This is a genomic window from Stenotrophomonas sp. Steno-Z2 (assembly GCF_056393235.1).
Genome location: NZ_JBWJOY010000008.1, coordinates 96173 through 110080, shown reverse-complemented (window position 1 = coordinate 110080; position 13908 = coordinate 96173). Strand labels below are relative to the sequence as shown.

Genomic DNA, 13908 nt, shown 5'->3' with positions numbered 1-13908 from the left:
AGGTCTGCCCCATCTAGTAGAATCCGGATTCGATTGACCACGGCCAGGATTGCGGGAACGCCCCGCATACAGGCCCTGACAGATGGAGCATGCATGGCCTGGAACACACCTGGCGGCAACGACAGTGGCGGCCCCGCCGACAACCGGCGCGGATCGCGCCCGCCGCGCGGCGGCAATGGCGGCGGCGGATGGGGCGGACTGCCCGGCCCGCTGCGCGACCTGTTCGACGGCGGCATCTGGCGCTGGGTACTGCTGGCGGTGGCGCTGCTGGTGCTGTTGTCCAGCTTCCAGCTGATCGGCGAACAGCAGCGCGGCGTGGTGCTGCGCTTCGGCCAGTTCTCGCGCATCCTGCAGCCGGGCCCGAACTTCAAGCTGCCGTGGCCGATCGAATCGGTGGTCAAGGTCAACGCCACCCAGATCAAGACCTTCAGCAGCAACGTGCCGGTGCTCACCCGCGACGAGAACATCGTCAACGTGGCGCTGAACGTGCAGTACCGCGTGGACGACCCGCGCCTGTACCAGTTCGGCACCATCGACGCCGACCAGGTGCTGGAGCAGTCGGCGCAGAGCGCGGTGCGCGAGCAGGTGGGCCGCGCCGACCTCAACACCGTGCTCAACAACCGCGGCCCGCTGGCCGTGGCCGCCGAACAGCGCCTGGAAGCCTCGCTCAAGGCCTACCGCACCGGCCTGGTGGTCACCGGCCTGACCCTGCCCGACGCGCGTCCGCCGGAAGAAGTGAAGCCGGCCTTCGACGAGGTCAACGGCGCCCAGCAGGTGAAGGAACGCCTGATCAACGAAGCCCAGGCCTACGCCGCCAAGGTGGTGCCCGAAGCGCGCGGCCAGGCCTCGCGCGCGCGCACCACCGCCGAAGGCTACAAGCAGGCCATCGTGGCCCGCGCCGAAGGCGACGCGCGCCGCTTCACCCTGCTGCAGGCCGAATACAAGAACGCCCCGGAAGTCACCCGCAAGCGCCTGTGGCTGGAAACCGTGCAGGACGTGCTGTCCGAAAACCGCAAGGTCATCGGCGGCGACGGCCGCCAGCTGATCTACGTGCCGATGCCGGCCGATGCCGGCAAGACCGGCAACGCCCCGCAACTGACCCCGGAAATGGCGGTGCCGGCGCTGGCGCCCACCACCGACAGCATTCGCAACGCGGACCGCTCCGGTTCGCGCTCGGCAAACCGTGAGGAGGCCGGCCGATGAAGAATTCCCTTGTGATCGGCCTGCTGGTCGTACTGCTGATGGGCCTGCTGGGCTCGGTGTACGTGGTGCGCGAAGACCAGACCGCCATGGTGCTCAACCTGGGCAAGGTGGTGCGCTCGGACATCAAGCCCGGCCTGCACTTCAAGGTGCCGCTGGTGGAAACCGTGCGCGTGTTCGACCGCCGCTTCCAGGTGCTGGACACCGCGCCGGCGCGCTACTTCACCGCCGAGCAGAAGGACGTGAGCGTCGACTTCTTCGCCATCGGCTACATCTCCGACGTGCGCGCCTACTACCGCGCCACCGGCGGCGACGGCAAGGTGGCCAACGCCCGCCTGGCACCGATCATCACCGACTCGCTGCGCAACCAGATCAACGCCCGCACCCTGCAGCAGCTGGTGTCCGGCGACCGCGGCGAGCTGATCGCCGGCCAGCTCAAGGGCATCAACGAAGCGGTGCAGACCCTGGGCATGCAGATCATCGACCTGCGCATCAAGCAGATCGACCTGCCCACCGACAGCCAGGTGATCACCGACGTCTACGAGCGCATGCGCGCCCAGCGCAAGCAGGAAGCGGCCAAGCTGCGCGCCGAAGGCGAGGAGCAGTCGCTGACCATCCGCGCCCAGGCCGACCGCGAAAGCACCGTGCTGGTGGCCGAGGCCGAGCGCGACGCCCAGCAGCTGCGCGGCGAGGGCGACGCCCAGGCCGCGGCCATCTACGGCAAGGCCGGCTCGGCCGACCCGGCGTTCTACGCCTTCTACCGCAGCCTGGAGGCCTACCGCGGCTCCATGACCGACGGCAACGGCGTGATCGTGCTGGACAAGAACGACCCGTTCCTCCAGTACCTCAAGAACGACCGCTGAGCCGCTTGAAAGTCCCTCTCCCTCCGGGAGAGGGGTTGGGGTGAGGGCAGGGGGGCGAAGCCCTCGATTGTCTCCCCGCAGCACTCCAGCCCACGCCCCCTCATCCGCCCTACGGGCACCTCGCTCCGCGCCCCGGCCCGGCGCAGCGCGCCGGGCGTTCAGGCGTGTGCGAGCCCGTGGCTCGCAAGCGACACGCCTTCACCCCAACGCGAGAAGGGAAAACAGCCCCCCATGCAAGACCTCCTCTCCGCCCTCTGCCTGGTCGCCATCCTCGAAGGCCTGTTCCTGTTCGCCGCCCCGCTGGTGTGGAAACGCCTGGCCGCGCGCCTGCAGGAACTGCCCGCCGCGGCCCTGCGCCAGTCCGGCGGGTTGATGCTGGCCCTCGGCCTGGCCGTGCTGTGGTGGCTGCGCCACTGAACCGCCGCCGGCCGCCCGCCGCGGCCCGGGCCGGCGGGGGTGGTAGCCGCCAGGCAAAACCCGGATAATCCAGAAAAGCCGGCCGGGGCACTCCCGTTCGGCTTTTTCCGTGTAGGGCGCATGCGTTTGCCGGCCGCCCCCCGATGGGGCCGCCACCCAGGCAGGCCCGCCGGCCCCGCACGGTCCCGTCCGCGGCCCCGATGGCCGCAGCCAACCTAGGAGTCACCCGTCATGGGTCAATCAGTTGTTGTTCTCGGCGCCCAGTGGGGCGATGAAGGCAAGGGCAAGATCGTCGATCTGCTCACCGAGGAAATCGGTGCCGTCGTGCGTTTCCAGGGCGGCCACAACGCCGGCCACACCCTGGTCATCAACGGCAAGAAGACCGTCCTGCACCTGATTCCGTCCGGCATCCTGCGCGACGACGCGCTGTGCCTGATCGGCAATGGCGTGGTGATTTCCCCGGCCGCGCTGAAGAAAGAGATCGAAGAGCTGGAAACGGCCGGCGTGGAAGTGCGCTCGCGCCTGAAGATTTCCCCGGCCGCGCCGCTGATCATGCCGTACCACATCGCCCTGGACCAGGCGCGCGAAAAGGCCGCCGGCGGCAAGGCCATCGGCACCACCGGCCGTGGCATCGGCCCGGCCTATGAAGACAAGGTGGCGCGCCGCGGCATCCGCATCGCCGACCTGCACTACCCCGAACAGCTGGCCGAAAAGCTGCGCGCCGCGCTGGACTACCACAACTTCGTGCTCACCAAGTACCTGGGCGTGGAGCCGGTGGACTTCGACAGCGTCTACGCCGAGGCGCTGACCTTCGGCGAATACGTGGAGCCGATGAAGAGTGACGTGGCCGGCATCTGCCACGACCTGCGCAAGCAGGGCAAGCGCGTGCTGTTCGAAGGCGCGCAGGGCGCGCTGCTGGACATCGACCACGGCACCTACCCGTACGTCACCAGCTCCAACACCACCGTGGGCGGCGCGCTGGCCGGCACCGGCGTGGGCGCGGATTCCATCGACTACGTGCTGGGCATCGCCAAGGCCTACGCCACCCGCGTCGGCGGCGGCCCGTTCCCCACCGAACTGGACGATGAAATCGGCCAGGGCATCCGCGACCGCGGCGCCGAATACGGCGCCTCCACCGGCCGCCCGCGCCGCTGCGGCTGGATGGACATCGTCGCGCTCAAGCGCGCCGTGGCCATCAACGGCATCACCGGCCTGTGCATCACCAAGCTGGACGTGCTGGACGGCATGGAAAAGCTCAAGGTGTGCATTGCCTACGAATACCGCGGCAAGCGCACCGAATACGCCCCGCTGGACGCGCAGGGCTGGGAAGAGTGCACCCCGGTGTACCTGGAATTCCCGGGCTGGAGCGAGAACACCCACGGCATCACCCACTGGGACGACCTGCCCCCGGCCGCACGCGCCTACCTGCGCTCGCTGGAAGAACTGGCCGGCTGCCCGATCAGCATCGTCTCCACCGGCCCGGACCGCGACCACACGATGGTGTTGCAGGATCCGTGGGGTTAATTTCAAGTAATCAGCTGCTTTGAAGAAGGCCCCGTAAGGGGTCTTCTTTTTTTGCGCTATAAAAACCTAATACGTTGCCCGCAAGTAGCGCGGGGTAGGTGAGCGCGGTAAGGGGAGTGCCTTATCCACTCCGCGCTTTTAGGGCTCGTTCCGGCGGCCTTGCGCGCGGCTATGCTGGAAATATTTCCTCGCAAAGGACGGCTTTCCATCGTTTGATCGCTTCACTACGCTCTCGGAGCCTCATATCCATCAAATAAGACAAATTTTGTCTGCTTTGAACATGAGGCGAGTATTAAGATCATTGAGGCATATGGAGATCGACGTTCTTTCCAGATTTGATCAACTCGTAGATGAGTTCGACCAAAGGTTTCATTGCTTGTTGCTTGTGTTTCATTACATGTGTCGCCAATTCGCTATGGGAGTACAAGGCTCGTACCACCGCTGAGTTGACCGAGCCCCCGATGTTGCCGTTCATCGCCATATCACGTGGGTTATTCATTACTTGCGCAACGGTGTTGGGGTTCTCACGCACGATGTCAGCCACATGGTTGACAAATGCCACCTTGTCGGTCAGTGCGGTGGCCTCGCCGAAGATCGAGTTAAGGTGTGCGATCACCTGCCGTAAATAGACCGGCATCTCAGCTAGGCCGCCGCCCCCAGGGCCGACGGGTTTGAGAATGGTGGTGTGTTCTCCACGGGATTCGTCGTCACTTGGGCGCTCCTGGGCTTTAATGTCGAATCCGGTCAAGATCAGTGCCGAAACGTCGATCTGCTCGGGCGGCACGCCGTGAAGACGCTTGGCGAGAAGGCGACCGAAGCTGGCGAATGCTTCCAGGCTAGGGTCGCCTAGATCGATGGTTTGGGCGATGTAGGTATAAAGCAATCCGAACCGGACTAGGCCAGACTTGAAGTCCATGAGCTGCTGTAACGTTTCTGCATGCGTCGTCCGGATGGCGTCGGCTTGCTTCATGCCTATCTCGTTACCATGCGACTTGGCTGCTTCGTAAGCAGCCTCAGCCGAGTGGATGGCTGCGCGCGCTGCGGCTACCTTGTCGTTGAAGCGCTGGGTGGGCATGCTCGTAGCAGCGTACAGATCCTTGTGTTGTGCAAGCTCGCCTGCCGCATAGGCTGCTGCGGACTTGAAGCGAACAGCTGCGTAGGCGTCAACCTCGCCTTGCGTATAGATCCCCGCCTTGTCTAGGTCGGTCTGCAGGTCATAGATGACGTTGGGATTCTGAACGTCTTGGATCCGAGCGCCCTTATCGTACTTGGCGAACGCGTCCAAAATGACCTGCGGCTCGTTGACGAAGTCGACCACGAAGGTGGTGTCCTTGCCGGGTGCTGTACGGTTGAGGCGGGAAAGCGTCTGGACGATCTCCACGGGGTTGGCGATCTTCTTGTCCAAGTACATCGCGCACAGCTTGGGCTGGTCGAAGCCGGTCTGGAACTTGTTTGCCACGATCATGACCCGGAACTCGGGGCGGTCGAACACCTTCCGCAGATCCGAACCGTACTGCTTGGGGTTCATGCTGCTTTCGGTGAACTGCTCGTCGTCTGCTGCTGCGAACGGATCGTCTTTCAACTGCTCGTCGGAGCTATGGATGACTTCCTTGCCCGTCAGTGTTCCGGAGAACGCCACCAATGCCTGAAACGCCTTGTGCTGGGGGTGAGCCTCGATGTATGCGTCGAAGGCGCGCTTGTAGCGCACAGCAGAGGCACGTGAGGAGGTCACGATCATGGCCTTGGCCGTACCTCCCAGGAGCGGGGCGACGTTGGCCGCGAAGTGCTCGACGATGAACTCGACCTTCTGAGTGACGTTGGTCGCGTGCAGGTTGAGCCACTTGGCCAGGGCACGCTTGGCCGCCTTCTGGGAGACCCGCTTGCCGTCCTTGACGGGCTCGGCCAAGTTGAAGGCTGTCTTGTAAGGCAGGTAGCCCCTCATGACATCGAGGATGAATCCTTCGTCGATGGCTTGGCGCATGGGGTATTTGTGGAAGGACTGCGGCCTATTTTCCTTGCTGGGCGGCTTGCTCGGATCGACAAGGCGCCCGAACAGGGTCAGGGTGGCGTGTTTGGGTGTGGCGGTGAAGGCGAAGTAGGAGACGTTCTTCGGGCGCACGCGGGAGGACTGGATCTTCTCCAACAGCTCCTCGACCGTGAGACCTTCCATTTCCTTGGCGTCGCGCAGCGCCAGTGTGGCCTGCAACTTGGAGGCAGCCGAGCCGGTCTGGCTGGTATGGGCTTCGTCGATGATGACGGCGAAGCTGCGGTCTTTCAGCTTTCCATTGGTCAGAATCTGCTCCATAGCGTAGGGAAAGGTCTGGAGCGTCACTACGATGATGGGCGTGCCGCGTTCCATTGCCCTGGCCAGCTCTTTGGACTTGCTCTCGTCCGTGTCCTTGTCACCTATGGCGGCGATCAGCTCATCTTGATGGTCGATCTGCTGGACGGCGTCCTGGAGTTGCTTGTCGAGAACCGTGCGATCGGTGACCACGATTACCGAGTGGAAGTAGGGGGCACCCTCCTTGCTGCGCAGGCGGATCAGGTCGTGCGCAGTCCAAGCGATGGTGCTGGTCTTACCGGACCCTGCCGAGTGCTCGCACAGGTACGTCATGCCAGGGCCGTTGGCCTTGGCGTCGGCAATCATCTTCGTGACCGCATCCCACTGATGGAAGCGGGGGAAGATCTGCGTTTCCTTACGGGAGTGGTTACCGGCCAGGTCCACCACGTCCTTCCTTTCGGTGTACACGAAGCTGTGGAAGATCCGCAGCCAGTTGTCTCGCTGGCAGACCTGCTCCCAGAAGAACGCCACCGGGTAATCGCCATCCTCCCGGATGGGGTTACCTGTCCAGATGCCATTGCTGCCGTCCCGGCCCTGGTTGAAGGGCAGGAAGTAGCTGTTCTTGCCGTCCAGCTTCGTGCACATCTGGATTTCGCTGTCAGACATGGCGAAGTGAACGACGGCGCCCCGCTGGAAGGTCAGCAATGGCTCCACACGCCCCGTTGCCTTGTCCTTTGGCAGGCGGTCGTTCTTGTACTGCTCAACGGCGGCTTCCGCAGACTGGGTGAAGTCGGTCTTGATCTCGACGGTAGCCACGGCTAGGCCATTGATGAAGAACACCAGGTCGATGGCCAGCGTGCTGCCCGGGCGATACTTGAGCTGTGGCACGACCCGCAGGATGTTGGCGTTGTAGCGCTCCCAAGCGGAAGGGTCGCGCTCGTCCTCCGGTAAGCCCTCGCTAAGCGCGATCTCGCCTGCGCCAGCCACCTTGACCCCCTTGCGCAGAACGTTGATCGTGCCCTCGCGCTCCAAGGCCTGGCTCAAACGATCCATGAGGGTGGCGGTGGCCTTGCTGCCATTGCTGGCCTCCAGCTTCTCCCACTTCTGAGGCTGCGTCGCCTTCACCCACTCGACCAGATCCTCAGGGTACTGGGCGTGGTTTTTGTCGTAGCCAGAGGTGTCGCCCACCTTCCAGCTACGAGCGGCCAGTTGCTTGACGACGTACTCCTCGAAGTACTTCTCGCGGTGGGCGGTGTCGGTGAAGACGGGATGCATGGCTGGTCCTCAGGCCGTGGCGCGCAGGTCGAGTTTGCCGGTGACGGCAGCAGTAATGAGAGCGGTGCGGTGTTCGCGCAGCAGTTCGATGGAGCGCTCGGTCTTGGCTATCAAGGTGTCTATGCGGGCGGTGGCGCGGTCGAGATACTCAACGATAGCCGCGGCCTTACGTTCCTTCGGGCGTGGTACTTGGATCGAGAGGAATGATCCAGGGCGAATGGTCTTGCGTAGCCCCTTGTAGAAAGGCTTGAGGCGCTTGTATTCGTCTACATGCAGGAAGAAATAGTAGAGATAGCGCGCCCACAGTTCGCTCTGTGGATGGAACACCGTGTAGGCGCTGGTGAGCATTCCATCCTGGGGTGCTATACCAACCGTCCTTGGCGTCTCGTCCATATCGAAGAGGCAAAAAACCATTTCGCCGGTGGATATCCGCTGGTAGCCATCGAATGAGGCGGGCATCTTCCCGGTGGGGTTTTCGAGATCGCGCTCGATCACGCCCTGCAGGGTGAGTGATAACAGCCTAGTCTTGGCGCTGTCGGCACCAACGATGTCCCGACGCAACTGCAAGAACGACTTCAGCGGGGCGGTATCCCAGGTTTCTGGCAGGTCTCCCAGCCACTCCACGCCGCTCTCCTTCATCGGTACATTGGGATCTAGACCCCTGGTTACGGCGTGAGTGATTAGGGCCCGGCGCTTCTCGCGCAGCAGTTCGATGAAGCGGGTCTTCTTGGCGACTAGGGTATCGATACGGTTGGTGGCGCGGTCGAGGTGTGAGGCTAGCTCGACTGCCTCCGCAAGGGGCGGGAGGTCAATCTTGCAATATCTCACCTTGTTCCATTGAAGGCGTAGCCCCATTCGGATGCCGGTTTTGAAGAGGCCAAGCTGGCTGATCATGAACTGGCTTTTCAGCGCGTATTTCAGATACCTGGAATAACGAGCGTCGACGATTGGACGAAGCAATGTGTAGTCAGGGCTCACGCCGCCGTGCAAGCCACACCATTCAATTCCATGTGCGTGACTGCTTAAGGAGATCACGAAATCGTTCGGCTGGGCGGGTGCCAAGCTGTAGCCTTCTCGAAATGCCTGTTGGGGCCGCATGTCCAGCGAAGATTGAGGTACTACGCCGTAAACAGTGCTTGGTGTGAGCAGCTCGAGTTCGTCGGCGGGAACGAGCTCCTTTACCTCGCGAAAAATTCGGTCAAGCCGGACGGCATTCATTGGTCCGCAACCTCATCCAGCAGCGCGGCAATCTCCGCTTCCACCTCCTTCAACTCGGCGTCGATCTCGTGCAGGTCACGCGGCGGCACGTACTTGTAGAAGTAGCGGTTGAAATTGATCTCGTATCCCACCTTGCCGATCTGGCCGTCGCGGTCATCCGTGTAGCTGGTATCCACCCAAGCGTCGGGAACGTGGGGCAGGACCTCCATGTTCATGTAGTCGCCGATCATCTGGTCGAGCGGCACGCTCTCGAAATCTTCCAGTTCCTTGTCGGGCACCGGGTTGCCTTCCTCATCGAGGACTTCAGGTGCGTCGGGATCGCGCACTCCCAAGGCGACTTCCAGAGCGTTGGCCAGCGGCTTGCTGATCTTGGGAAGGCCCGCTTTCTTTGCAGCCGTTGCCAACGTGGTGAACCACTCGTGAGGATGGGTCTGACCCAGATCCTTGCGCAGCAGGGCCAGCCACTTCTCCTGGTCGTCTTCGTCCAGCTTGGCGAAGGCCTTGCTGGCTGCCAGAGCAGCCAGCCCTTCCTCGGTGATCTTGGCGACCATTCGCAAGGGGCGCAGCACCTTGATCCGCCGGTAGCCGAATTCGCGGTAGTCCACAATTCGAACATTGTCGCTGGGCGCGAAGTCGGCGTAGAGGCGGGCGATGTCCTGCGCCTGCTCGTCGCTGATGTAACGCCGCTTGTTGCCCTCGGACTTGCGCATAGGGCTGTGCATGCCGATAGCGTCGATGAGCTGGACCTTGCCCTTGCGCTCTTCGGGCTTGTTGTTATCCAGGAGCCAGATGTATGTGCCGATACCGGTGCGAAAGAAGATGTCCGTGGGTAGGGCCACGATGGCATCGATCAGGTCGTTTTCCAGCAGCCAGCGGCGGATCTCGCTTTCACCCTGGCCGGCGTTGCCGGTGAACAGGGGCGAGCCCGACAGGATGATGGCCGCGCGGCCACCGCCGTTCTCCGGGCGCTCCAGCTTGGAAACAAGATGCTGGATGAAGAGCATGGAACCGTCGGACACTCGGGGTGTGCCCGCACCGAAGCGGCCCTCGAAGCCCTTCTCTTTGGCCTCGCGCTCGACGAAGGCCTGGTCCTTTTCCCACTTCTTGCCGAAAGGTGGGTTGGACAGGCAGTAGTGGAAGCGTTGGCCAGCGAAGGCGTCCTGGGACAACGTGGACTTGGGGCCGGCGATGTTGGCCGACAGATCGCGCGCGGGCTCGGTTTCCAGGCGACGCAGCAGCATGTTGGCCAGGGCCACCGCATGGGTTTCGGGTTCCAGTTCCTGCCCGAACGGGATCAGTACAGGTGGCGCCTTGCCCTGGGCAGCGAAGCCATCGACGTGGTTCATGGCGTCGGTGAGAAAGCCGCCGGTCCCACAAGTGGGGTCGTAGAGGGTGCGGATGAGACCTGGGTTGTCGCGGAACAGGGCGTCGTCGGGATCCAGCAACAGGGTCGTGGCCAGGTGGACCACGTCGCGCGGCGTCATGAAGTCCTCGGCCGCTTCGTTGACCTCCGAGCCGAACCGGCGGATCAGGTGCTCGTAGATGTTGGACATGACCCGGTCGGGCACGACATCCGGGTGCAGGTCGGTGTTGGCGAAGTTCTGGCAGATCTTGAACAGGATGCCCGCGCGGGCCAGGCGGACGATCGTGTCGGTGAAGTTGAATTGGTCGAAGATGACGCGCGCATTGTCCGAGAAGCCGGCGATGTAGGCCTCCAGGTTGGACTTGGTCTTGGTCGCGCCCAGAGTGGACAGCGAGTACTGTGAGGTGTTGTAGAAAGGCAGTTCGGCGGTCTGGCGCAGGATCAAGCCGATATCCAATCCCTTGTTCTTGAACTTGGAGTGGGCATCACGGACTTTGTCGCGGGTAGGTTCGAGTACGCATTCCAAGCGGCGCAGTAGGGTAAACGGCAGAATGATCTTGCCGAAATCAGTGTGCTTGAAGTCGCCCCACAGGTCCTCGGCGTTCTTCCAGATAAAGGCTGCAAGAGTTGTGTCTGTAGTAGCTGGTGAGTAAGGGCGAGGTGTAAGGTGGCTCAAGTTCATTGGTTGACTGCGAGTTCGTTCTAGAGGTACAGCGCGACTGTCGTCTTCTGGAGTGGACGAAAAATTGGTGGAGGCTTTTTTCTTGCCACCTTTGACTTTGCAAGCTTTGCTTTGAATGGTGGTCTTGGGAGAGCTTGATTCAATTAGCCGAACCGAACCGCCACGGCCGCCTGCTACGGTTATGCGTCTGGCTTCGACCAGGCTGCTCTTTGTGCGTCGATAGGTGCTCTCCGCCCAGCCTAGCGCTGTCCGCAGCCGCTGGTTTCCTGCAGCGCCTCCTAGGCTTTGCAGTACTTCAATGAACCGGCTTTCCTCTGTGCGACGAGACATCTGAGGTGTTCTTTATAGATGAGTAGTGAATCGTGCAGGTTTCGGCTCAGAGAGGAAAGACCTAGATGCTGGCGATTCTGTGGCAGACCTGCAGGCCCTGTTCCTCGTCAAGGGGGCTCTGCGCGTTGGTCAGCAAACGGATGTCCTTGGTGCCTCGGCAGCTTCGGTGTCCAGCGAGGCAGCCAAAGCCTTGACTCAACAGCGTTTCAGTAGCATCCTCGCCCCACGGAGCCTCGAAACTCCGCAGACAGCGGTACCCACCTCCGACAAACCGGTGGGTTTTTTGTGCCTGCATCTTTTGTAGGCGCAACCGACGCGATGCCTGCGTCGGGAGGGCGGTGAATACAACACCCTTCGGGGAAATAAGCCCGCCGGCTGTCTGCGGTTTCGAGCCTCCCGACTTCCCGTCCGCCGTTCGCGGCGGGCGGCCACTTCATGGAAGGAGACGGCAACGATGGCAAAGCACATGTTGGACGATGACAGGCCGGGCTATTACTTGCCCGAGGACAGCCGCCAGCGGCTGGTGCGGCTGAGCGACCACATCAAGTTCCTGCTGCGGTTGATGCGGCCGCTGGCCGATGCGGCGGACGGGCCGGCGCGCGAGGTGCGCATGGCCGAGGTGGCGTTCTGCCTGGAGCTGGTGGGCGACCAGGTGGACCTGGTGCTGGACGAGCTGTCGGGGCCGGCGCGGCATGCGCCGCAGGCGGTCGCGCCCGCGCATGAGGCTGTGGGCGAGGCGCAGGGCTACACCTTCGGCGTCACGCTGGCGCAGATGGACACGCTGGAAGGGCTGGTGGGCACGCTGGCCGCGCATGGCGACGTGATGGCCACGGGCCATGCGGCCGGGTGGGCGGGCGGTACGTTGCCGGCGATGGGCAGTGCGGTGTTCGATGCGGCGGCCGCCGTGCGCGGGGTGCTGGATGCGGTGGAAACGCAGCGGCTGGCGACGGGCGCTGAGGCGCGCTCGCGGGTGGAGGAGGCGCGGGCGGTGTATGCGGTGCCGGCGCGTCTGTCCGCCGATCACACGCCGGTGGAGGCGCAGCTGCCTTACGGCGACTATCTGCACTGAGGCGGGCGTACAACCCGGGCGGTGCAACTTTGGGCGGCCGCGCTGACGGCACGCCCATAGCCGCATGGGGGCGAATGGCCTGTGTCACATGGCGGGCGTCTCCCACGTCGCTTCCCACGAACAAGGCAATCGGCGATGCTGCCGCAGCGAAAGGGGGACGGGATGACGCAGGCAGAGCAGAACGACAACCGGCAGGCGCAGGGCAGTGCGCTGCCGGCCGCGCCGATGAACTGGTCGCCGATACCCGACGTGGGCGCGGGCGATGATTCCTGGGTGCTGAACCTGTGGCGGCGCGGTTGCCGCGAGCCGGCGCTGATGTTTTCCGCCGCGTATTTGCTGGTGGCGTTCCTGGGCTTGTGGTCGAGCGCGTGGTTCTACCACGGCTTCGGCATCACCATTGCCGATTACCTGCAGGCCAGCGATTACCTGGTGGCGGGCCTGCGCGACCCGGCGTATGCGCTGATTTTCGCCATTGGCGTGCTGCTGGCGGCGCTGGTGAGCTGGCCGGAGGCGCTGCGCCGCCGTTATCCCGAGTACGTGGCCGACCTGCGCCGGCGCCGCTGGTGGGCGCGCCTGGCGTTCCCGCGGTCGCGGATCATGACGTGGGATGGCGTCGGCATCCACCCCATCACCGGCGTCAGCCTGGTGGTGGCGAGCTTCATGCTGCTGGGCTCGGCGGTGTACGTGCAGACCAAGGGCGAGCTTGTGCGCGAGCAGGGCCGCGGCACGCCGGTGCGGGTGCACATGCTGGGCGATGCCGCGCCGCTGCCCGGCGAGGCGCGGTTGCTGGGTACCAGCAGCGCCTTCGTCTACCTGTGGTGGCCGGCGCAGCAGCGAGCGGAGGCATTGCCCATCACCTCGGTGCGGCGGGTGCAGGGCATGCCGAAATCCGTACGGAATACGGAGGCGCCGAAGCCGGCGCCCGCCCCGCGCTGACCGGCTTACGCCGGGTCCAGCGCAATGCCGTTGAGCTGGCGCTCCACGAAATCCAGGATCATCGGCACGCTCACGCCGAAGGAACCGGCGCGGCCGGCGTCGAAGGCCTGCCGCCATTCGTCGTAGCCCTTGCGGTAATCGGCGGCCGGCGCCTGCGGGCCCACGTACACCATGCCGCTGCGCTCGAAGGTCTGTTCGATGACCGGCGCGTGCGCCAGCCGCGTCATCACGCCGCCGGGCAGGCCGGGGTGGCGCAGGCGCAGGCCGTCGAGCGTGACGTGGAAGATGCGCCCGCCCAGCGGGTGGGTTTCCACGAGGTTGATCAGCAGCGTGGGCTGCTCGTCGGGCCCGCGGCCGTTGCAGCGCCATAGCTGGCCGGCGGCGTAGTCGGTGGGAACGGGCGGCTGGCTCATGGTGATGGTCCGGTGGGTGGACCGCCGATGATGCCTTGCGGCCGCCGGCCTGACGTTGCGCAATCGGGCCGGATGCGCCCAGTCAGTGCTTGGTGTCGTGCTTGCGCCCGCTGCCGGATTTCTTGCCGCCACCGTCCTGCTTGTTGACCGTAGCCCAGGCGATGCGCTCGGCGGTCTTGGTGCTGGCGCCGCGCGCTTTCTCGCTCTTTTCGATGTGTTCGGCCTGTCGCTTCTGCTTGTCGGTGTAGCTGGATTTGTCGCCCTGGGTCATGGCGGCGCTCCCTGGGTGGATGGGGCCTGCAGGTATAGGCCGGGCAGTGGGTGGAGATGGTGAAGC

Annotated in this window: 11 protein-coding genes; 6 read left to right on the top strand and 5 right to left on the bottom strand. The window is 63.8% G+C overall.

The genetic code is table 11. From position 1 onward, the window contains the following. Window positions 1–93: 93 nt before the first annotated feature. From hflK to AC06FP_RS14665, 4 genes are all read left to right on the top strand, one after another. Window positions 94–1203: an FtsH protease activity modulator HflK gene (hflK, locus tag AC06FP_RS14680; RefSeq protein ID WP_478076016.1), complete on the top strand. Its 1110-nt coding sequence runs from the start codon at window positions 94–96 to the stop codon at window positions 1201–1203. Continuing rightward, the gene (gene hflC / locus AC06FP_RS14675) at window positions 1200–2063 is read left to right on the top strand and encodes a protease modulator HflC (RefSeq protein WP_433852104.1); all 864 of its coding nucleotides are present in this window, start codon (window positions 1200–1202) and stop codon (window positions 2061–2063) included. Before hflK ends, hflC begins: the two co-directional genes overlap by 4 nt. Window positions 2064–2294: 231 nt before the next feature. Continuing rightward, complete coding sequence (locus AC06FP_RS14670) at window positions 2295–2480, top strand: DUF2065 domain-containing protein (protein WP_478076015.1); 186 nt, start codon at window positions 2295–2297, stop codon at window positions 2478–2480. Window positions 2481–2711: 231 nt separating this feature from the next. After that, on the top strand, window positions 2712–4004 hold the full coding sequence (locus tag AC06FP_RS14665) for an adenylosuccinate synthase (protein ID WP_478076014.1): 1293 nt from the start codon (window positions 2712–2714) through the stop codon (window positions 4002–4004). Window positions 4005–4302: 298 nt separating this feature from the next. On the opposite strand, the gene AC06FP_RS14660 is transcribed toward AC06FP_RS14665, so the two are convergent. From AC06FP_RS14660 to AC06FP_RS14650, 3 genes are read right to left on the bottom strand one after another with little or no spacing between them, the layout of a single operon-like run. Next, complete coding sequence (locus AC06FP_RS14660) at window positions 4303–7560, bottom strand: type I restriction endonuclease subunit R (RefSeq protein ID WP_478076013.1); 3258 nt, start codon at window positions 7558–7560, stop codon at window positions 4303–4305. Window positions 7561–7569: 9 nt separating this feature from the next. Next, the gene (locus AC06FP_RS14655) at window positions 7570–8778 is read right to left on the bottom strand and encodes a restriction endonuclease subunit S (RefSeq protein ID WP_478076012.1); all 1209 of its coding nucleotides are present in this window, start codon (window positions 8776–8778) and stop codon (window positions 7570–7572) included. After that, on the bottom strand, window positions 8775–10823 hold the full coding sequence (locus AC06FP_RS14650) for a type I restriction-modification system subunit M (RefSeq protein ID WP_478076011.1): 2049 nt from the start codon (window positions 10821–10823) through the stop codon (window positions 8775–8777). Before AC06FP_RS14650 ends, AC06FP_RS14655 begins: the two co-directional genes overlap by 4 nt. Window positions 10824–11619: 796 nt before the next feature. On the opposite strand from AC06FP_RS14650, the gene AC06FP_RS14645 reads away from it, so the two are divergent. Both AC06FP_RS14645 and AC06FP_RS14640 read left to right on the top strand, forming a co-directional pair. Continuing rightward, complete coding sequence (locus AC06FP_RS14645) at window positions 11620–12222, top strand: XAC0095 family protein (protein ID WP_478076010.1); 603 nt, start codon at window positions 11620–11622, stop codon at window positions 12220–12222. Between the two features lie 162 nt (window positions 12223–12384). Beyond that, entirely contained in the window at window positions 12385–13158 is a 774-nt protein-coding gene (locus tag AC06FP_RS14640; protein WP_478076009.1) for a hypothetical protein, read from the top strand. A 5-nt stretch (window positions 13159–13163) separates the two neighbouring features. Here the strand turns inward: AC06FP_RS14640 and AC06FP_RS14635 are convergent, their stop codons facing one another. Both AC06FP_RS14635 and AC06FP_RS14630 read right to left on the bottom strand, forming a co-directional pair. Continuing rightward, the gene (locus AC06FP_RS14635; RefSeq protein ID WP_478076008.1) at window positions 13164–13571 is read right to left on the bottom strand and encodes a hypothetical protein; all 408 of its coding nucleotides are present in this window, start codon (window positions 13569–13571) and stop codon (window positions 13164–13166) included. An 82-nt stretch (window positions 13572–13653) separates the two neighbouring features. After that, window positions 13654–13842 (bottom strand): hypothetical protein, encoded by a 189-nt coding sequence (locus AC06FP_RS14630; RefSeq protein ID WP_427853173.1) that lies wholly within the window; start codon window positions 13840–13842, stop codon window positions 13654–13656. Window positions 13843–13908: the final 66 nt, after the last annotated feature.

Excerpts from the sequence above, each read along its gene's own strand:
- hflK (WP_478076016.1), top strand. The coding sequence starts at position 94 with ATGGCCTGGAACACACCTGGCGGCAACGACAGTGGCGGCCCCGCCGAC.
- hflC (WP_433852104.1), top strand. The coding sequence starts at position 1,200 with ATGAAGAATTCCCTTGTGATCGGCCTGCTGGTCGTACTGCTGATGGGC.
- AC06FP_RS14670 (WP_478076015.1), top strand. The coding sequence starts at position 2,295 with ATGCAAGACCTCCTCTCCGCCCTCTGCCTGGTCGCCATCCTCGAAGGC.
- AC06FP_RS14665 (WP_478076014.1), top strand. The coding sequence starts at position 2,712 with ATGGGTCAATCAGTTGTTGTTCTCGGCGCCCAGTGGGGCGATGAAGGC.
- AC06FP_RS14660 (WP_478076013.1), bottom strand. The coding sequence starts at position 7,560 with ATGCATCCCGTCTTCACCGACACCGCCCACCGCGAGAAGTACTTCGAG.
- AC06FP_RS14655 (WP_478076012.1), bottom strand. The coding sequence starts at position 8,778 with ATGAATGCCGTCCGGCTTGACCGAATTTTTCGCGAGGTAAAGGAGCTC.
- AC06FP_RS14650 (WP_478076011.1), bottom strand. The coding sequence starts at position 10,823 with ATGAACTTGAGCCACCTTACACCTCGCCCTTACTCACCAGCTACTACA.
- AC06FP_RS14645 (WP_478076010.1), top strand. The coding sequence starts at position 11,620 with ATGTTGGACGATGACAGGCCGGGCTATTACTTGCCCGAGGACAGCCGC.
- AC06FP_RS14640 (WP_478076009.1), top strand. The coding sequence starts at position 12,385 with ATGACGCAGGCAGAGCAGAACGACAACCGGCAGGCGCAGGGCAGTGCG.
- AC06FP_RS14635 (WP_478076008.1), bottom strand. The coding sequence starts at position 13,571 with ATGAGCCAGCCGCCCGTTCCCACCGACTACGCCGCCGGCCAGCTATGG.
- AC06FP_RS14630 (WP_427853173.1), bottom strand. The coding sequence starts at position 13,842 with ATGACCCAGGGCGACAAATCCAGCTACACCGACAAGCAGAAGCGACAG.